16 protein-coding genes are annotated in these 18,928 nt (G+C 46.3%); 14 read left to right on the top strand and 2 right to left on the bottom strand.

Annotation, left to right across the window (positions count from 1 at the left end):
* Nucleotides 1–118 precede the first annotated feature (118 nt).
* From AOU00_RS04735 to AOU00_RS04705, 7 genes are all read left to right on the top strand, one after another.
* Nucleotides 119–709: a restriction endonuclease gene (locus tag AOU00_RS04735; RefSeq protein ID WP_061829700.1), complete on the top strand. Its 591-nt coding sequence runs from the start codon at nt 119–121 to the stop codon at nt 707–709.
* 171 nt (nt 710–880) lie between these two features.
* On the top strand, nt 881–1,885 hold the full coding sequence (locus tag AOU00_RS04730; protein WP_069290056.1) for a BMP family lipoprotein: 1,005 nt from the start codon (nt 881–883) through the stop codon (nt 1,883–1,885).
* Nucleotides 1,886–1,912: 27 nt separating this feature from the next.
* Entirely contained in the window at nt 1,913–3,568 is a 1,656-nt protein-coding gene (locus tag AOU00_RS04725; protein ID WP_061829704.1) for a methyl-accepting chemotaxis protein, read from the top strand.
* A gap of 214 nt (nt 3,569–3,782) precedes the next feature.
* Entirely contained in the window at nt 3,783–6,224 is a 2,442-nt protein-coding gene (locus AOU00_RS04720; RefSeq protein ID WP_081330678.1) for an AraC family transcriptional regulator, read from the top strand.
* Between the two features lie 129 nt (nt 6,225–6,353).
* A complete protein-coding gene (locus AOU00_RS04715) occupies nt 6,354–7,361 on the top strand; it encodes a tripartite tricarboxylate transporter substrate binding protein (RefSeq protein WP_069290055.1) in 1,008 nt (335 codons plus the stop codon).
* Nucleotides 7,362–7,409: 48 nt separating this feature from the next.
* A complete protein-coding gene (gene kdgT, locus AOU00_RS04710) occupies nt 7,410–8,411 on the top strand; it encodes a 2-keto-3-deoxygluconate transporter (protein WP_069290054.1) in 1,002 nt (333 codons plus the stop codon).
* A 138-nt stretch (nt 8,412–8,549) separates the two neighbouring features.
* Nucleotides 8,550–8,903 (top strand): hypothetical protein, encoded by a 354-nt coding sequence (locus tag AOU00_RS04705; protein WP_013311244.1) that lies wholly within the window; start codon nt 8,550–8,552, stop codon nt 8,901–8,903.
* Nucleotides 8,904–8,985: 82 nt separating this feature from the next.
* On the opposite strand, the gene AOU00_RS04700 is transcribed toward AOU00_RS04705, so the two are convergent.
* On the bottom strand, nt 8,986–9,468 hold the full coding sequence (locus AOU00_RS04700; protein ID WP_069290053.1) for a helical membrane plugin domain-containing protein: 483 nt from the start codon (nt 9,466–9,468) through the stop codon (nt 8,986–8,988).
* 12 nt (nt 9,469–9,480) lie between these two features.
* Nucleotides 9,481–12,423 carry a formate dehydrogenase subunit alpha gene (gene fdhF / locus AOU00_RS04695; RefSeq protein ID WP_069290052.1) on the bottom strand — a complete coding sequence of 981 codons (2,943 nt, stop codon included), beginning with the start codon at nt 12,421–12,423 and terminating at the stop codon, nt 9,481–9,483.
* Nucleotides 12,424–13,063: 640 nt separating this feature from the next.
* Here fdhF and moaA point away from each other — a divergent pair.
* The 7 genes from moaA (at nt 13,064) to modB (ending at nt 18,859) form a co-directional block, all read left to right on the top strand.
* Nucleotides 13,064–14,077, top strand: a complete 1,014-nt coding sequence (moaA, locus tag AOU00_RS04690) for a GTP 3',8-cyclase MoaA (RefSeq protein ID WP_069290051.1) — start codon at nt 13,064–13,066, stop codon at nt 14,075–14,077.
* A 40-nt stretch (nt 14,078–14,117) separates the two neighbouring features.
* Nucleotides 14,118–14,930 carry a formate dehydrogenase accessory sulfurtransferase FdhD gene (fdhD, locus tag AOU00_RS04685; RefSeq protein ID WP_069290050.1) on the top strand — a complete coding sequence of 271 codons (813 nt, stop codon included), beginning with the start codon at nt 14,118–14,120 and terminating at the stop codon, nt 14,928–14,930.
* Nucleotides 14,931–15,063: 133 nt separating this feature from the next.
* Nucleotides 15,064–15,312 (top strand): MoaD/ThiS family protein, encoded by a 249-nt coding sequence (locus AOU00_RS04680; protein ID WP_061829719.1) that lies wholly within the window; start codon nt 15,064–15,066, stop codon nt 15,310–15,312.
* Between the two features lie 55 nt (nt 15,313–15,367).
* Nucleotides 15,368–16,099 (top strand): molybdenum cofactor biosynthesis protein MoaE, encoded by a 732-nt coding sequence (locus tag AOU00_RS04675; RefSeq protein WP_069290049.1) that lies wholly within the window; start codon nt 15,368–15,370, stop codon nt 16,097–16,099.
* 63 nt (nt 16,100–16,162) lie between these two features.
* On the top strand, nt 16,163–17,242 hold the full coding sequence (locus AOU00_RS04670) for a thiazole biosynthesis adenylyltransferase ThiF (protein WP_172828263.1): 1,080 nt from the start codon (nt 16,163–16,165) through the stop codon (nt 17,240–17,242).
* A gap of 102 nt (nt 17,243–17,344) precedes the next feature.
* On the top strand, nt 17,345–18,166 hold the full coding sequence (modA, locus tag AOU00_RS04665) for a molybdate ABC transporter substrate-binding protein (RefSeq protein WP_061829723.1): 822 nt from the start codon (nt 17,345–17,347) through the stop codon (nt 18,164–18,166).
* Nucleotides 18,167–18,193: 27 nt separating this feature from the next.
* Nucleotides 18,194–18,859, top strand: a complete 666-nt coding sequence (gene modB / locus AOU00_RS04660) for a molybdate ABC transporter permease subunit (protein WP_061829725.1) — start codon at nt 18,194–18,196, stop codon at nt 18,857–18,859.
* Nucleotides 18,860–18,928 lie beyond the last annotated feature (69 nt).

Here is an 18,928-nt window from a genome sequence, read left to right as displayed (position 1 = left end):
GAATCTGGCGGGGCTATTGTTATGTGATAAAGAGAGATGTAATACGGGAGCCAGCGTGCAGGGGAGTTCCCTGTTAAGGATGATACGGCTACGCTTATGGTAGAAAAGGGAGAGTTGGATGTTGCTAGAGAAATTATTGGCATACAAGGAATTAGGAATAGGACTCATTGTACTTTTAGTGTTGTTTGCGCTCATCATCAGAGGATTGATACGTGGTCGCAGAAATCGGATTTTACGTGATCTGGACCCACGTAAAATTGGAATTCAGGATATAGATCGTATGGAGGATGGTTCGGAATTTGAGCTTTATTTGCAGCGGTTATTATCCGCGCTTGGCTATAAGGACATCTATAAAACAACCAGTAGCCGGGATTTTGGAGCGGATCTGGTTTTTACAGACCGTGAAGGCGTCAGAGTTGTTATACAGGCCAAACGTTATGGGGTACAACATCCGGTAGGTTTGGGCGCGGTGCAGGAAATTTATACCTCCATGCGTTATTATGCGGCCGACAAGTCTGTCGTCATCACCTCCGGCCGTTATACGGAATCCTGTAAAACACTTGCTGCTGTCAACGGGGTTAAATTATTAGACCGCAACGACTTGATCGACATGATTAATTTATTCAAGACGAAACGCCGCGAGGAAGTCATGGATCTCATAGAGAGTAAAACCGAAGTGATTGCTTCCAAATGGAGTAAAAGTAAATAAGATTGGGGACTGATTGTTAGGCGATGTTATTCAAGCCTGGTGGTCAGTCCCTTCTATTTTTTCATAATAAAATAGAAGAACTGAGTTTACAGAAATTATTATGAAAAAATATGCTTTTATAACCGATATAAAGATGTTGGGGATTTCCAAATTATGCTGAGGTGATATGTCATGAAGAAGCGAGCTGTATTATTAAATTTTAGGTGGATTCCCATTGTCACAATCTTTGCATTATTGCTAAGTGCATGTGGGCAATCGGCAGCACAAACCAAGGCTCAGCCCATTAAGGTGGGAATCGTACTGTCAGATATTGGTCTGGGTGACCAATCTTACAGCGACGCTGCTTTCCGAGGTTTGGTCAAAGCACGGGATGAGGGGAAAATTGTTTTTGAATACCGAGAAATAACAGAGACCAAGACGTATGATGCGGCTTTTGAACAGCTTGCTCAGGAAAAGGCTGATTTAATCATTGGGCTGGGTTACATGGTGAAGGACAGTTTGGAATCCATTGCTAAAAAATATCCAGACCGTAAATTTTTAATCGTGGATGAGAAATCAGATTTACCGAATGTGGCCTCTATTAGCTTCAAAGCAGAAGAGGGCAGTTTTATGGCTGGAGTCGTTGCGGGTTTGACGAGTCGCACCGAACAGGTGGGTTTTCTCGGAGGTGCGGAATCTCCTCTGTTGAAAAAATTTGAAATTGGGTATCGCGCAGGAGTGCAATCAGTCAAGCCTAATGCCAAAGTTACTACAACGTATGCGGGAGATTTTGGAAAGCCGGAACTGGGTACGGAAATTGCAGATGACATGATTAATCAGGATCAGATTGATGTCATCTTTGCAGCCGCAGGTCTTACGGGTGTAGGTGCGCTGCAGGAAGCGCAAAAGCAGCATAAATTCGCCATCGGGGTCGATAGCGACCAGTTTTTTATTGCGGAAAAAGCGGTAGTGACCTCGATGTTTAAAAATGTAGACATTGCAATTTATACAGCAGTCAAAGGATTTGCAGATCATCAAAGAAAATTTACGGAGAAGGATATGGTGTTTGGTCTTGCGGAAGATGGTGTAGGTTTGGCGCCTATTCGTGTCGTGACACTGAGTCCGGATCAGCAAAAGTTGTTGGATGATTTAAAGGAAAAAATCAAATCCGGCACACTGACTGTTCCCACCCAATAAATTTTCGCAAACGGAGGATGAAAGCTGATGAAACTGCAAGGTAAACTGGTTCTGAACGCGATGATTTCCTTGATCGCTTGCCTGGCTTTAGTGGCTTATATCATTTTTGAATTAATTCGTATTAACTCGCAAAGTAGCAATCTGGTTCCGGCTATGTTGAATGTACAGCAGCTCAATGCCTATTTGATTCAGTCAGGGCAGGCACTGCAAAATTATTCAGCTTCCATGACGGAGAGCAACAAAGCCGATGTGCAAAATCAACTGACTCAGTCTGAAAAGACGATTGCTTTGCTTTCACAGGGCATGATGCAAACCGAAGCGCAGCAAAAGCGACTGAATACGATTAAAACAAAATTCAGCCAATTGAAAGTAGCAACGGAGAAAGCCATGAGTACCCAAAACAGCCCGGAGTCCAAGCGGGAGGCCATGCGTGCCCAAGGGATTCAGAACGATGTATTTATGCTGGATCTGCTGACCAAAGCACGTTATGACCAATACACAGAAGATTTGACCAAGAGCATTCGTTTTACATGGCAATTGGCCTTGGCAGGTGCAGTTATACTTCTGGTGGCAGTTGGGCTATATAATACATATACATCCAGGCAGCTTGCCCTTAGAACACGCAAATTAACGGATGCCGCAAAGCAAATTGCTGAGGGGAATCTGACAGTGCAGCTTGCCCAAACCAAGGGACGCGATGAGCTAGACGAGCTCAATGAATCTTTCCGGGTGATGATCGGGAACTTGCGCAGCATTGTACTCTCCATTGATCAGGCGGGTAATCGTGTCGATCTGATGGCTCGGGATATTGATCAGCATAATGAGGCCATGAAGGAAATTGTGACACAAGTCAGCACGTCAACAGAGGAACTGGCAATAGGCAGTCAGAAAATTGCTGAGGATCTGTCGTCGACAGTTGGCGTTGTGGACGAGATGCAGCAGAAGTTTGAATCGAATCTACTGGAGACCACACAATCGACCGCGTATAGTGAGGATGCTTTGCGTGTCATTGAGCAGGGGACACGGGTCATGAGCGATCAACTGCGTATCGTTGCAGAAAATCGTTCAGCCATGTCCGAAGTGGAGCAGACGGTCAAGGAGCTGGAGGCTAATGCAGCCGAGATTACAACCATGACTGGATACGTATCCGAAATTGCCAGCCAAACATCGCTGTTGTCTTTGAATGCTTCTATTGAGGCTGCACGTGCAGGTGAAGCAGGAAAAGGTTTTGCTGTTGTTGCCAATGAAGTGAAAAAGCTGGCGAATCAATCAGAGTCTGCTGTAAAGAAAATTTATACTGCTGTTGACAGTATCACGCAGGCTATGGATAAGGTGAAGACTTCTGTGGCGCAAAGTCAGGAACTGTTCCGTGAGCAGGAGAAGGCAACCTCCTCGACTGGAGAATCGTTTACAGAGATTAGTGGTAAAGTGCAGCAAATTGCCAGCCAAGTCAGCAAGTTATCAACGGACATGAATGTATCGCGAGAACTGAGCGTACAGGTGCAGCAAGCTATTGAAAATATCAGCGCAATCACTCAGCAGTCCGCCGCAGGCAGTGAAGAGATTACGGCTTCCACGGTGGAGCAGAAGCGTTCATTTGAGGAATCGGCTGAGAAGGTAAAAGAGCTTCGTCAGATTCGCGAAGAGATGCAGCGGGAGCTGGATCGTTTTCAGGTGGAATAGACAAGCTAAAACCTGTGCAGCGAGTATCTGTTTTTGCTGAATAATGATACAAGCAGTGTCAAAGAAGGAGTTCTACCTTGTACAGTACAGGGAGGCTTCTTCTTTTTTATATGAATCCTTATATTAAGTTTGATATACATAGGCAGGGAATTCCAACTCTTACGTCAAATAGATTTAGGGAGAATATGTCACCACGTATATTGGCAAGAGGAAGATGGACAACCAAGTCCGGAAGGATGAAGTTACGGGAATGTTGCGACTTAAGCTTCGATTGATACTGAAAAATAAACAGACAAGATTGATTCTACTGCTCACTTTGTGCGTGTCGCTTGTAATTAGCGTGATCGGCTTGCTATCGTATTCACGATACCGTGAAGGTTTGGATACCGAGCTGAACACACCCAATATAGAATTGTTGCAAATCAATCTGGATGTGACCAATCGGGCTTTTCGTGAGTCTGATAACAAGGCGCTGGACGCAGCATATCATCCAGACGTAGAGGCCTTTGTACGTGTCCAAACGGATGGGGAATCGCTGGAAGACAAGGCCTCCGTCATAGATCGGCTTCACAAATACTTGAAAACCCTTTCTTCGCACGAAGAAATTTACTCGGTTGAAGTTATTTCTTTGGACAATCATGCTCTCGTATCCAGCAATTATGGTTACAGGCCTGATTGGAAGCAGGCACCGGATACCACATGGGTTCCCTGGATTCAGGACATTCAAAAAAAGCCGTTGTTGATTAAGCGGCGATGGTACGGCACCGATCGTGAGCAGGGGGCGGTAGAGCTACTTTCGCTGGCCAGGCCCATAGTAGAGAATGGTCAGGTCATGGGTGCGGTGCTAATCAATCTGGATTATGACCGTTTTTTCTCCAAACTCTATATTCATTTATCCAACTCGCAATACGTGTACGATCTGGAGGGCGAGTTGATCTATCCCAAGCTGAGATCGTCCTTACCCTTAAATGATATGGGCAGGATTTTAAAAGAACTGGATGTGAGTCCCTATGCTTATGTGGAGATAGGGGACATGGAATATATGGCGAACCAAACCTTTTCTGATGTAACGGGCTGGCGTCTAGTATCGCTCGTTCCGATGGACAAGCTGCTGAAAAATGTAAAGCTGGCGCGCAATATGATGCTGTGGCTGGCCTTTATCTCCATACTGGCTGGGTGCTCAGCAGTTTACTATTATAATTATGCAGCTTTTCGTCCCATGAAAAAAATTAATAGCCTATTGAATTCGGGCAATAAGGGAACGCGCCAGGGAGGATTGTATGACCTGGAACCTGTGATTAGCAAACTGGTTGGAGAGTTTCACCGCAAATCATTGGTGGTAGAGCGAAGCCTGCCGGAGCTGCGTTCCAAATATATGGAAGATGTCATCCAGCGTAGAATGGGCATACAGGAAATGCGTATGAAATGGGAACAGTATTTTTCCGATTGGGACGGCCATTCTTTGTTTGTCATGATCGTGTCCATTGACCGGTATTCTGCGTGGGCCGCAAGCTTTCCAGAAGAAGATAAAATGCTGCTCAAGTATGCGCTGAACAATATTTTGCTAGAGATGCTCGAACCTCACTGGAAAGTAGTATGCTCGCCGGAGGAGGAAAGTGGTTTTATTGTGCTGTTACAGTTCAGCGAGAGTTCGAATGAAGTTGGTACAGAGACTGACCTCCAAGAGAGCATTTTGCTTCACAAAAACGTGGATAGGCTGATTCAGGTTGTCGGTGAGTATCTTCCTTTGACTATTTCTATAGGGATTGGTCATATGGTCGCGGATATTCGAGAGGCACGGGCGTCTTTTATAAAAGGAAAAGAGGCCCTTAATTTGCGTTTGTATGAGGGGTATGGACGTTCATATACGAATATAGACAGCAGTATAAGTGTGAAAAAGGATAATACGGTGGATGAACAGTCAAAGGAGCAGATTCAGGATTCAACATTGCTGGACAATCGGCGTGTGGAAATGATTCGTGCCCTGGAGTCACAGGAACCTGGTGCAAGTGTAAAGCTAATCAGCCACTGGGTAGAAGAACTTCGACTTCACAGAACATCCCCAGCCCAGGTCTACTTGTTTGTTCATGAATTGCTGGAAGATTTGCTAAAATGGTGTGCCACTCAGAGTGTGACGCCGCCGGATCAGCTTGCTGATTACCACTGGAATCAGATTCTGACGCTAGACCTTCATGACATGGAGGTATTGCTGGTCATTATGTTGACTGATATTGAAGAAAAATGGAATGGACGCATCCAGTCCAAAGATTTTGTGCGTGTACAAGAGATGATCGAGTATATGGAGCATCATTTACATTTGAACATCGGGCTTCAGGAAATTGCGGATCATGTTCACATGAGCGTGTCCTCGGTGAGTAGCATGTTCAAGGAAGAAACGGGGACCACCGTTTACGATTATTTGACTGGACTACGCGTAAAAAAGGCATGCACATTACTATGTGAAACCCATTTGAAAATCGGTGAAATTGCAGAACAGGTCGGATACCGAAATGAGAACAGCTTTATCCGGGTATTCCGCAAGCACAAACAAGTGACCCCAGGGAAATTCAGACAAATCAGCAGATCTTCCAATGAATATGCAGATCGGTCAAAAGGTCGATACTTTGGCGAAATAGAAGATAAATACGAAGATTAAGCGATAGCTGTAGCCCTCCACGTTGCGGTACATTGACTTCATGTAAACGCAAACAACAAGACCAAAAACGTTGGAGGTGAAAACGGGCGCATGACGGGCCCAGTTCATTTTTGGAGAAGAGGAAACGTAATGAAGAAAAAGCCATGGCAAAAATATGTGCTGGTTGCGGCGGGAGTAGCTATGCTTTCTGCCTTGAGTATCAGTGAATATGTGGATCACCGCACCTTGCAGGATCACAGCCGTATATTTCCTACGAAGCCAATAACACTCGTCGTTCCTTACGCAGCCGGCGGCGGTACAGATATTACCGCGAGAGCGTTGGCGAAAGCCGCCGAAAAGCATCTCGGTCAGCCGATCATCGTCGTTAATCGAACGGGAGGAGGCGGTTCTGTCGGGCTAATGGAAGGGGCTGAGGCGCAGGCGGACGGTTATACCGTAACGTATCTGGTCGCTGAGCTGACTACGTTGCCTCATTTGGGACTGCTACCGCTCACCTATGAGCGATTTAAGCCGCTGCTTCAAACCAATATGGACCCTTCCGCCATTACGGTCCGGGCGGATGCACCATGGAAGACAGCGGAGGCATTTCTGGAGGATGCTGGGGCCCATCCCGGTAAGCTCAAAATGGGGAATGCAGGCACAGGGAGCATATGGCACCTTGCTGCCGCGATGCTGGAGCAGAAAAGCGGAGTTCGCTTTACCCATATCCCTTATGAGGGAGCAGGCCCAGCCGTCTCCGCTTTAATGAGCGGATTTGTGGATGCTGTACCCGTCAGTCCCGCAGAAGTGAAGAAATACGTGGACGAAGGGAAACTTCGCATACTGGCGATCCAGGCAGACACTATTTCGGAAGCGTTTCCAAAAGTGCCGACACTACAGCAATCCACTGGGCTGCGTGTACATTTTATCGGCACTTGGAGAGGGCTGGCTGTACCCAAGGATACACCGGATGAAGTTGCTCAAACGCTGACGGATGCACTGATCAAGGGGACGAAAGACGAGGAATTCAGGGAGGAAATGCGTAAGCATGGGTTGGGATTGCGTGTACAGGATGCAGAGGCATTCGCGCGGCAACTGAAAGAGAGTCACGATACCTTCGCGAGACTGATTCCCGAGCTCGGCTTGAGCCGCAAGTAACACGGCCTTGTTTTTGCATTGGCAAAAACGAAAGGGTTGAACGAAGTTATGAAAATCAAACAAAACATTGATAAAATTCCAGGGGGCATTATGCTGGTGCCGCTGTTTATTGGCGCGCTTTTTCATACATTTACTCCATGGGCAGGCGACTATTTTGGATCTTTTACCAAGGGGCTGATGACAGGTACGGTACCCATCTTGGCAGTGTGGTTTTTTTGTATGGGTGCTTCTATAGATGTGCGAGCGACGGGTACTGTATTGCGTAAATCAGGAACGCTCGTGTTGACTAAAATCGCGGTCGCGTGGGTAGTGGCGATCATTGCATCCAGATTGCTGCCTGTTAGTGGTATAGAAAGTGGGCTATTTGCAGGTTTGTCGGTGCTTGCGCTGATCTCAGCTATGGATATGACGAACGGCGGGTTATACGCCTCTATTATGCAGCAGTATGGCTCCAAGGAAGAGGCAGGAGCATTTGTACTGATGTCACTGGAATCGGGTCCGTTGGTGACCATGATTATTTTGGGTAGCACCGGGCTGGCCGTTTTTGAATCGCAGACCTTTGTGGGGGCGGTATTACCATTTTTGGTCGGCTTTATGCTGGGCAATCTGGATCATGATTTCCGAAAATATTTTGGGAACGCAACGCAAGCTTTGATTCCATTTTTCGGTTTTGCACTGGGTTGTTCCATTGACCTGAGTGTCATTGTCCAGACAGGTATGCTTGGTATTTTATTAGGTATTTTTGTCATTATCGTTACAGGTATTCCACTGATTTTGTCGGACAAATATATCGGTGGTGGCAACGGAACAGCAGGAATTGCAGCCTCCAGTACAGCAGGTGCAGCAGTAGCCAATCCAGTCATTGTGGCTAACATCAAACCTGAGTTCCTGCCTGTAGCGCAATCTGCAACGGCCTTAGTTGCTGCTTCGGTCATTGTGACCTCGATTTTAGTACCTATTCTGACGGCATACTGGGCCAATTATATGAAGCGTAAGGGGAAATCACAAGGAGCAGGGCCTGTAAAACCAGGTGTGAATGTGCCTAAATAAAGTTTGGATGATGATGGCTCGACTTAGGACCTTTCCATTACCCGGGAAATGCTTTTGTATTTATACCTTCAATCCTAACATTACAAAACTTGTCCTAAAACGCTTCTGCAAACATACATATGTAAGCAGAGGAGCGTGATGGGATTGGAAAACAAGGTGCGTCGCTACTACCAGTTAAAGCAAAAGCAAAAAGAAATTGAAGGTGAACTGACTGATTTGCGTAATGACATTACCGCACATTGTGCACAGCAGGAAGTATCAGATTGGGAAATTGGCAACTACCGAGTCAAGATTATACAGCAGCACCGCAAGGAATACGATCATACAAAGCTGTATGATTCACTGCCTGATCCGCAGCTATGGCGCTTGTTTTCCAAGCCGGATACGTCGAAGATTGCCAGTTTGCTTAAGCTCAAGGTCATCGCAGAGGAGCAAATAAAAGATGCCGTTTCTCTTAAAACGGTGACGCTATTGCAGGTGGATAAAAAATAAATAAAAAGAGCTGCCCCCGTTTTCGGAGCCAGCTCTTTTTATTGTCTGTTGTTACTAGTCTTCCACCTTCACGCTCTATGAGTTATTTATCAGACAAACTTTTTCCCACTCCTTTGAGAAAATGAATGCCAAATCCCATTGCCCGGTTTACATCTGGATCATTCATCGCCTTCATAAGATCGCGCAGACGAGTCTTTTTATTCTGCTTTAGATGTTTATCGGCTTCGTTCAGGCCATGAGTAACACTGTTTGCCAGCTTTTTCATCAGCTCGGGGTCTACCTCAGACAGCATCCCTGCTGCTCCCATGAGATTATTGATGATGTTCGTCACAGGCTTACGCGTCGCTTGTCCTACAGCGATTTTGGCGATGCTTTCTTTAGCCTTTAGCATAGACTGAGCTGCTTCGAGAAGACCACTATCGTGCAGCTCACGTACGATTTCAAGTGTCTTCTGCAATGCCGCCCCATTGTCCGCCAGATCAGCAGTAAGCTGATCCAGCGATTGTTTTTGCCGTTCTTCTTCTGTCAAAATGCGTTTTCTCACAATTGAAATAGGCTTAGCCACGGCTTGACCTCCTTATTTTTGATCCACTAAATCGACGTAACCGGGACGATTCCACTTACGGTCCACTTCAACCCCATTTTGCGGATGACGCTTTTTGTAACGCGGATTGATACGTGGTAGTGGATTTTGACCGTCTACCTCCAAAATTTGCATCCGTACTTTGGCTTGTTTATAGGCCGGTGTACGGGTGACCACATCGAACGCTCCACCAGTTAACAGATTGACCGCACCATCATGGCTGGTAGAGTGCATCGGCACATAAATTTCAGTTCCCTGCACCCGGTCTGTAACCAGAACGCGTAGCTTGACCGCACCATAAGGGGATTCCAATCGAACCAGCGATCCATTATGGATTCCGCGCTCTTCAGCCAATTCAGGGGACACTTCCACAAATACTTTTGGAAGTTTGAGCTGAATACCCGCTGATTTGGTCGTCATATTTCCTTCATGAAACTGTTCGAGCAGTCGACCATTATTTAAGGTCAGATCGAATTCAACGGGGTACTCTTTCGGTGGCACATATTCGAAAAGTCCCAAACGCGCTTTTTTATCCGGAAAGTTAAAGCCGTTGGTGTGCAGTAGCGGTGTATTGCTACCATCCGGCGATCCCCAGTGGAAGCTGTTCCAGCCTTCCAATACGTCATAATTACATTGGGAGAAAAATGGAGTGAGCGACGCCATTTCCTCAAAAATTTCACTTGGATGGCTGTAATCCCAATCAAATCCCATGTGCTTGGCAAATTGGCTGAAAATCCACCAATCTGGTTTGCTGTCTTCTAGAGGGCGGAGTGCTTCATATAAACGCTGGACACGACGTTCGGTGTTCGTAAAGGTTCCGTCTTTTTCGAGTGAAGGTACGGCTGGCAAAATGACATCGGCGAATTCAGCTGTTTTGCTCAGAAATACATCCTGAACGACAAGGAAATCCAAATTCGCCAGCATTTCTTGGGTATGATTGGAGTCGGCATCCACCCATGCCATCTCTTCTCCAGCGATATACATCGCTTTGAGCTTACCTGTTTCAATAGCTTCCAGCATCTGAATGTTGTCTAGTCCGCGTTGACCTGGAATTTGTACGCCGTAGGCCGCTTCGAACTTGGCACGAACGACATCGTTCGTCACGGGCTGATAGCCCGGGAAAATATCCGGCATTGTACCCATATCGGCAGCACCCTGAACATTGTTATGTCCGCGAAGCGGATATGCGCCTGCACCCGGACGCATAAAGTTTCCAGTCACCAGCAGTAGGTTGGCAATTGCAATCGAAGTGTAAGAGCCTGCGATGTTTTGCGTCACACCCATGCCCCAGCAAATGGCAGTGCCGTCGGCTTCGTGAATCATAGTCGCTACCTGAATCAGTGTCTTTTTGGAAATACCAGTTTCCTGTTCGGCAAATTCCAGGGTGAAACGATCTAGCAACTTCAAATATTCAGGATAGAAATTTACATGCTCTTCAATGAATTTTGCATCATGCCAGTTTTGCTCAATGATGTATTTGGCTACAGCGGATAACCATACATAATCAGTACCTTGCTTCGGACGAATGAACAGATCTGCGCGTTCTGCCATTTCATGCTTGCGCAGGTCGACCGAGATCAACTTTTGACCGTGCAGCTTATGCGCACGTTTGATACGAGTAGCCAGCACTGGATGTCCTTCTCCCGGCGCGCAACCGACCAGCATGACCAAACCTGCTTTGGCAATGTCTTTAATTGTACCGCTGTCCCCACCGATGCCTCCGGTGTATTGCAGCCCCCATGACGCAGGAGATTGGCAATACCGTGAGCAATTATCGACGTTATTCGTTTGGAAGACCTGACGAGCCAACTTCTGCATCAAATAGTTTTCTTCATTGGTAAATTTGGACGAAGAAATAAAGCCGAGTGCCTCACCGCCGTAAGTTTCTTGAATAGCTCCCATTTTGCTGGCCATCAGGCTCAAGGCTTCTTCCCAGGTAGCTTCCACAAATTCGTCACCTTGACGAATTAAAGGGGAGGTCAAACGCTGATCGCTGTTCACAAAATCCCAGCCAAATTTCCCTTTTACGCATGTCGAGATACCGTTAACAGGTCCCTCAGAGGTAGGTTGTACCTTCAAAATTTTGCGGCCTTTGGTCCAAACCTCAAAGCTGCAACCTACACCGCAAAACGTACAGACGGTTTTCGTTTTTTTCGTACGGGTTTCACGCATTGCTGCTTCGACTTCGGAAATAGCAAAAATCCCACTATAGCCCGGCTCCACTTCCTTTATTAAATCCACCATCGGATTTAATAAATCCTTGTTCATGCCACTCATGAAGCCTGCTTCTCCCAGCATAGATTTCTCCATCAAGGCATTGCATGGGCAGACGGTTACACACTGACCGCAGCTGACGCAGGAGGAATCGTTAATTGCAACCCTGTCATCCCATATGACGCGAGGGCGTTCAGCTTCCCAGTCGAGGGACAACGTTTCATTGACCTGAAGGTTTTGGCATACCTCTACGCATTGGCCGCATGCAATACATTGATTGGGGTCATATCGATAGAAGGGATGAGACATATCTACTTCTGTCGGGTCAACTTTCGGTTGATACGGATATTTTTGATGTTCAATCTCCATAAGCTCTGCTGTATTATGCAAAGTACAATTACCGTTGTTGTTATCGCACACTGTGCAGTAGAGGAGATGATTTTCTAGCAATCGGTCCATAGCCTCGGTTTGAGCTGCTTTCGCGCGATCCGAGTGTAAATGAATATTCATTCCATCCGAAGCCAGTGTTGAGCAGGAACGCATAAGTTTTCCGTCCACTTCCACGATACATGTGTCACAGGTGCGGATCGGATCGACTTCGGGAACGTAACACAGCTGGGGATGGGCGATGTTGTTTTCGTTAATCACTTCAAGAATCGTTGCGCTGTTCTTCGTTTTCAGTTCCTGTCCGTTTAATGTAATTTTGATCGTACTATCAGTCACGGTTCAGGCTCCTTTCAGATTTTAAATTTAAAAATTAGGAATAAAAAAACTCCACCATAAACACAAGTGCTCGTGTTCCAGCACTTGTGTTTATGGTGGAGTAGTGACCAAGCTCTAGGTCCTGGAGGCCAATCCGCCATTTGAATATGTATTAATAACAAACAGTACGCACCGTCTGTATATCAATAACTTCTGAATAACTTAGATATGTCATTTTCTGCATGTCATCTCGTGTAACTATAACGTAAAATTTAAGATAGTTCAACGGTACATTATTAATTTTTCAATTGATAATGATTATCGTTTGAGAAATCGAAAAATCATTGACAAACGTTCCAGGATTGCTAACAATAGGAATGTAATCTATTTCAGAGCAATCGTAAATGGAGTGTGCGTGGGGACCGCGTATATTTTATTTGTCGCAGCGCTTGTTAGTTTGATTTTTCTATATCACATGAAGTGGGATTCGTAAAATCCTGATGTAGATAAATTAACCGGCATTTAGCAGATTCTTCGATATTCATAAGCGAAGAAGTTGTTGTGATGCCGGTTTTTTGGTTCAGTATAAAATGAATGGAAATACCGTTCCAATTTAGAGTGTAAAGAGTTTTATTAATGAAGACGGATTGAGGTGAACAGGATGGCGAACCGGAGCGACGATCAATGGAATCGTCCGTTACGGGACTTAAGAATATCCGTCATAGACCGATGTAATTTTCGGTGCCGATATTGTATGCCGGAAGAAATATTTGGCCATGACTATCCGTTTTTGCCAAAAGAAAAAATATTGACCTTTGAGGAAATTACGCGCCTTTCCCGTATTTTTGTCTCGCTGGGCGTTACGAAGTTGCGTATTACTGGTGGTGAGCCGTTGCTGAGGAAAAATTTGTCCTTGCTTATTCATTCGTTAACTCAACTCGATGGCGTTGAAGATATTGCAATGACGACAAACGGCGTATTTTTGCCTAAATATGCTGTAGCACTGCGAGAGGCGGGACTGAAAAGAGTGACGGTTAGTCTGGATTCGCTCGATGATGATCGGTTCCGCCAAATGAACGGGGGCAGAAGCAGTGTAAAGGCGGTGCTGGATGGTATTGAGGCTGCCGCTCAAGCAGGGATGCAGGTGAAAATAAATATGGTCGTGCAAAAGGGCTTTAACGATCAGGATATTGTTCCCATGGCTGACTATTTCCAAAAGAAAAAGCATATTTTACGTTTTGTTGAGTTTATGGATGTAGGCAACACCAATGGCTGGAAATTGGATCAGGTCGTTTCCAAGCAGCAGATCATCGAAGCCATTCATGAGCATATGCCGTTAGAGCCTGTTCCGCCCCAGTACAAAGGTGAGGTGGCGACGCGCTACAGGTATCAGGACAGAGACGGGGAAATCGGTATTATTTCGTCTGTTACGGACGCCTTCTGCTCCACATGTACACGAGCGAGAATTTCTGCTGAAGGCTCCTTGTACACGTGCCTGTTTGCCTCTCAAGGGTACAAGCTTCGCGCGATGCTGCGTTCCGAACAGTCTGATGACGAGATTAGAGCTTACATTGAGCGTGTTTGGAGAGAACGTACCGACCGCTATTCAGAGGAACGGCTGAATCATACACAGCAAGCAACGTCTAAAATTGAAATGTCACACATCGGCGGGTGAGCCGAAGAGCCCGCCTGTCAGAAACAAGGGAGTGGAGCACATGGAAAAGCCAGCTGAGGTAAAACGTGAGATTCTACGTTATCGTGACGGTCAGATCAAGCGTTTTGAAGACACTGTGGTGACGGAGCATCCGGTGACCATCAAAATCAATCAGCAGGAATTTGCTACCATGGTTTGTACACCAGAGTATGTGGAGGATATGGCAGTAGGTTTTTTGGCCTCTGAAGGCGTCATTCAACGGTACGATGATATTGAAGATATTTGGGTTCAGGAAAAAGAAGGTTTTGTTCATATTAAAACCCGTCGAATGAATGAGTTTTATCAAAACTTTCATTCCAAACGGTACATTACCTCCTGCTGCGGAAAAAGCAGACAGGGCTTTTATTTTATGAATGATGCCAAAGTGGCAAAAAGAATGAATGACACCCATGTTACGCTGTCTTTTAACGATTGTTTCCGCTTGATGAATTTAATGCAAAGCTCGGCACTTACGTTTCAAGAGACTGGTGGTGTTCATAATGCAGCATTGTGCGATAAAAACGGGATAATCCTGTCCAGAATAGATATCGGCCGACACAATGCGCTGGATAAAATCTATGGGCATTGCCTAAAACATGATATTGTATTACAAGACAAAATCATAGTATTCAGCGGGCGCATTTCGTCTGAAATTTTGTTGAAGGTTGCAAAGATTGGCTGTGAAGTTGTGTTGTCCAAGTCAGCTCCCACAGAGCTTGCACTTGAGTTGGCTGAGGATCTGGGAATTACAACCGTCGGCTTTATACGCAGTCATTCTCTGAATGTATATACGCATACCGAGCGGATTGATGAACTGGTTGAATCTAAAATATAATATACAAATCCTCATTGTACACCGTCATAGTTAACCAGCATGGAATAAAACCTTTCGGGGTATTCATTCATGTTGGTTTTTCTTGGTACATATGTGGTGGACAGTCACTGTACTGAAAAGGAGGGGATGTTAAATGAACTATCATATTCAAGTATTTGCCGGACTTGCGGAACAAATGGGAGGGCCTATAATCACGGTGCCTACTGATCAAGAAACGATGAGCGTTGCCGCGTTAAAAGACTTGCTATCCGAATGTTTCCCTGAAGCAGCAGCCCAGTTGCAAGGTTCTTTTGTTGCCAGAAATCAAGCCTACGCCGCTCCTGAGGACCTCGTAAGTATCCATGATGAGATTGCGATTATTCCTCCGGTTTCAGGAGGGTAAATTCTATTAATAGAATAAATGAATTCGATAGAATAGGTGCAAGGGGGCAGATCATATGCAATACCGTATTCAGCTATTCGCAGGTATGGCGGAGCAACTTGGTGATGTGATCACGGTAGAACTTTCACAGGAAGCGGTGACCATTGCAGTCATTCGAAAAAGGCTGAATGAGCTGTACCCGGAAGTAACTTCACAACTGCCAGGTTCTTTTTTTACCCATCATAAAAAGTTGGCTTCTCCAGATGAACTTGTGCTTCCATCAGATACAATTGCTCTTCATCAGTCAGCACCCGGGATGGAGACGGTCGTTTCAAAATGTGGCTTATTTGCCATTACGTACGACCTGATTGATGCCGATGAAGTAACCTCAAAGGTGCTCGACCCTTCTCATGGCGCCTCGCTGACCTTCAATGGTACGACTCGGGAATTTACGCAAGGTCAACGAACGGTGCTGCTTGAATATGAGGCGTATGTCCCGATGGCCATGAACACAATGAAGCAGATTGGTGACGAAATTGCAGAGCGTTGGCCTTCTACACGTACTGCAATTACACATCGGCTTGGTACGGTAAGAATTGGAGAGACGAGTGTGGTGATTGCTGTCTCTGCTGCACACCGCGATACTTGCTACGAAGCCAGCCGCCATGCCATTGAACGGTTAAAGCAAATCGTACCGATTTGGAAAAAGGAAGTGTGGGAGGACGGCTCAGAATGGAAGGGGCATCAGCTGGGTGGCTGGAACCCTCAAAATACTCCAAAGCTTTCGAATAAGGGCGAGGACATTTGAACTTTTAGCTTGTCTGATCAACTTGTAGCTATCAATGGATAAGTATGGAGGCGTAAATCAACGATGTCAGAAATGGACAAAAATCAGAAAATAGAAGTTGATGCACAAGCACATGCGCATAAGTCTCATGCCCGTTATTCTAGACAGGAATTATTCTCGAAAATTGGACCGACAGGCCAGCAAAATATCCGTAGTAAGCACGTGCTGATGGTGGGGGCCGGCGCACTGGGCACTGCCAATGCTGACATGCTGGTGCGAGCGGGCATCGGACGGCTGACGTTGGTAGACCGTGATTATGTAGATTGGAGCAATTTGCAGCGCCAACAGCTCTATGACGAAGCGGATGCCCGTGATCAGATCCCCAAGGCAGTGGCCGCGCAGAAGCGATTGCAGCAAATCAATTCGGACGTGGACATTCGTGCGCTAGTCCGGGACGTCTCGCTGGAGGAAATCGACGATATCGCAGCAGGAGTGGATCTTATCGTAGATGCCACCGATAATTTCGATACACGTCTGCTTATGAACGATTATGCGGTCAAGCACCGAATTCCTTGGATTTACGGGGCGTGTGTGGGCAGCTATGGGACAACCTTTACCATCGTGCCAGGGCAGACACCGTGCCTGCATTGCCTGCTCGGGACCGTACCGCTTGGCGGTGCGACCTGTGATACGGTCGGTGTGATTAGCCCGGCTGTACAGATGGTGGCCGCTTATCAAAGCGCCGAAGCATTGAAGCTGCTCACCGGGGACGATTCGGCTTTGCAAAATAAGCTGATATCTTTCGACTTGTGGAACAATCAGCATCAGGCGATTCAAATCAGCGCCATGAAGAAAGCCGATTGCCCAACGTGTGGTGAGCACCCAGTGTTTCCTTTTTTACAATCGGAGCATCAGGCTAAAACGGCTGTCTTGTGCGGACGAGATACGGTTCAAATCCGCCCTGCCCCGGGTACTGTACGTGATCTGAATGAAGCGGCACGTTTGTTATCCCGTCAGGGGGGCAAGGTGGAGCATAATCCATACCTGGTATCCGTTGTTATCGGAACGCATCGAATCGTTCTTTTTCAGGATGGACGCGTCTTAATTCATGGCACGAAGGACATTGCCGAGGCGAGATCGATTTATCACAAATATTTGGGTTGACCCAATAGATTCGACCCGTTATGAGATGTACAATGTTTCCTTATTTTCGCTATCACATTTCGTCATCTCATTTTGGAATTTATAGGATAGGGGAAAAACAAGTTGAAAAAGAAATTTGGGTACATATTCACGTTCGTTGGATTGTTGGCATGGGTTCTGGCGGGCTGCTCGTCTCCGGCTGCTGTACAATCGGCACAGTCCGCACCCAAGACAGAACTAGTTGTATCTGCCGCTGCAAGTCTTCAAGATAGTCTGAATACGCTCAAAGGCCAGTATGAGAAACAGCACCCAGATATCAAACTTACCTTTAACTACGCTTCATCTGGTACATTACAAAAACAGATTGAGCAAGGCGCACCCGCTGACGTATTTATTTCGGCAGGCATGAAGCAAATGAAGGCATTAACCGATGCTTCATTGGTGGAAAAGGATAACGTGCTGCTTCAAAATAAACTGGTTGTGGTTATTCCGCAAGATAAGGCGAAAAGCACAGATAACAAAAGCATTACGCTCAATGACTTGATGGGTCCTTCTTTCCTGAAAGTGGCTGTTGGGGAGCCTACTACCGTTCCCGCCGGACAGTATTCCAAAGAATCGTTAACGAAGGCTGGACTATGGGACAAGCTGGAACCTAAGATGGTATTCGCCAAGGACGTAAGACAGGTATTAAATTATGTTGAAACAGGCAACGCCGATGCAGGACTCGTCTATCTAACGGATGCCAAATCATCCGATAAAACGGTCATAGCACTGGAAGTGCCCGAGGAATTGCATGCACCCATCCTGTATCCTGAAGGCATTGTAAAAGCAACCAAACATAGCCAGGAAGCAGGCGAGTTTCTTGATTTTCTACGGACAGATGAAGCAATGAGTGTGTTCAGTAAAGATGGATTTTCAGCCCCTACAGAAATGACGGGAAAATAGAATTTACAGATAAAGGAGGGGGTCCCGTTGGATTGGTCAGCTTTTCTTCCTCCGGTTATCGTATCTGTTAAAGTCGCTGTCGTCGCCAGCATCATCGTCTTTTTATTAGCTACTGTGGTAGCGCGAATGATGGCGAATTGCACGCCGCGGAGGGGAACCAGCGTGATCGAGACCGTCCTACTTCTTCCGCTCGTTTTGCCTCCCACTGTTGTCGGCTTTATTTTGCTCATCTTGCTGGGAAGGAAAAGCTGGATCGGCACTGCCTTCGAAAACCTGTTCCAGCAGACGATTGTATTTACGTGGGGAGCTGCAGTGGTGGCGGCCGTAGTTGTTGCTTTTCCACTGGCTTACCGTACGATTAAAGCAGGATTTGAAGCTGTAGACCCGGAGGTAGAGCAGGCTGCACGTGCGCAAGGTGCCAACGAATGGCAGGTGTTTCGCCACATTACGATGCCCCTTGCCTATCGACCGCTCATTTCAGGATACATTCTCGGATTTGCCCGAGGGTTAGGGGAATTTGGCGCTACGCTGATGCTTGCAGGTAATATTCCTGAACAGACCCAAACTCTGCCTACAGCAATTTACACTGCGTCCGAGGTCGGAAATATGACACTCTCCTGGAGCTGGGTAGCCGTCATCATTTTATTCTCTTTTATCATGTTGATGCTTTCTAATCGACTGGTAAAGGATTAGTCCGTCTGGAGTGAGAACATGCGCAGTCTGCCGATAGGGCAGCTGCGGCAACGTTATAGAGCAGCTTAG

It is taken from the genome of Paenibacillus polymyxa (assembly GCF_001719045.1).
Lineage (GTDB): Bacteria > Bacillota > Bacilli > Paenibacillales > Paenibacillaceae > Paenibacillus > Paenibacillus polymyxa_B.
This window is presented reverse-complemented; position numbering and strand designations above follow the sequence as displayed.

What these genes read in the sequence shown, in the direction of transcription:
- AOU00_RS04670 (WP_172828263.1), top strand. Translation starts at nt 16,163, where the DNA reads ATGTCAGAAATGGACAAAAATCAGAAAATAGAAGTTGATGCACAAGCA.
- fdhD (WP_069290050.1), top strand. Translation starts at nt 14,118, where the DNA reads ATGGAAAAGCCAGCTGAGGTAAAACGTGAGATTCTACGTTATCGTGAC.
- AOU00_RS04680 (WP_061829719.1), top strand. Translation starts at nt 15,064, where the DNA reads ATGAACTATCATATTCAAGTATTTGCCGGACTTGCGGAACAAATGGGA.
- AOU00_RS04730 (WP_069290056.1), top strand. Translation starts at nt 881, where the DNA reads ATGAAGAAGCGAGCTGTATTATTAAATTTTAGGTGGATTCCCATTGTC.
- AOU00_RS04705 (WP_013311244.1), top strand. Translation starts at nt 8,550, where the DNA reads ATGGGATTGGAAAACAAGGTGCGTCGCTACTACCAGTTAAAGCAAAAG.
- AOU00_RS04715 (WP_069290055.1), top strand. Translation starts at nt 6,354, where the DNA reads ATGAAGAAAAAGCCATGGCAAAAATATGTGCTGGTTGCGGCGGGAGTA.
- AOU00_RS04725 (WP_061829704.1), top strand. Translation starts at nt 1,913, where the DNA reads ATGAAACTGCAAGGTAAACTGGTTCTGAACGCGATGATTTCCTTGATC.
- AOU00_RS04675 (WP_069290049.1), top strand. Translation starts at nt 15,368, where the DNA reads ATGCAATACCGTATTCAGCTATTCGCAGGTATGGCGGAGCAACTTGGT.
- kdgT (WP_069290054.1), top strand. Translation starts at nt 7,410, where the DNA reads ATGAAAATCAAACAAAACATTGATAAAATTCCAGGGGGCATTATGCTG.
- moaA (WP_069290051.1), top strand. Translation starts at nt 13,064, where the DNA reads ATGGCGAACCGGAGCGACGATCAATGGAATCGTCCGTTACGGGACTTA.
- AOU00_RS04735 (WP_061829700.1), top strand. Translation starts at nt 119, where the DNA reads ATGTTGCTAGAGAAATTATTGGCATACAAGGAATTAGGAATAGGACTC.
- AOU00_RS04720 (WP_081330678.1), top strand. Translation starts at nt 3,783, where the DNA reads ATGGACAACCAAGTCCGGAAGGATGAAGTTACGGGAATGTTGCGACTT.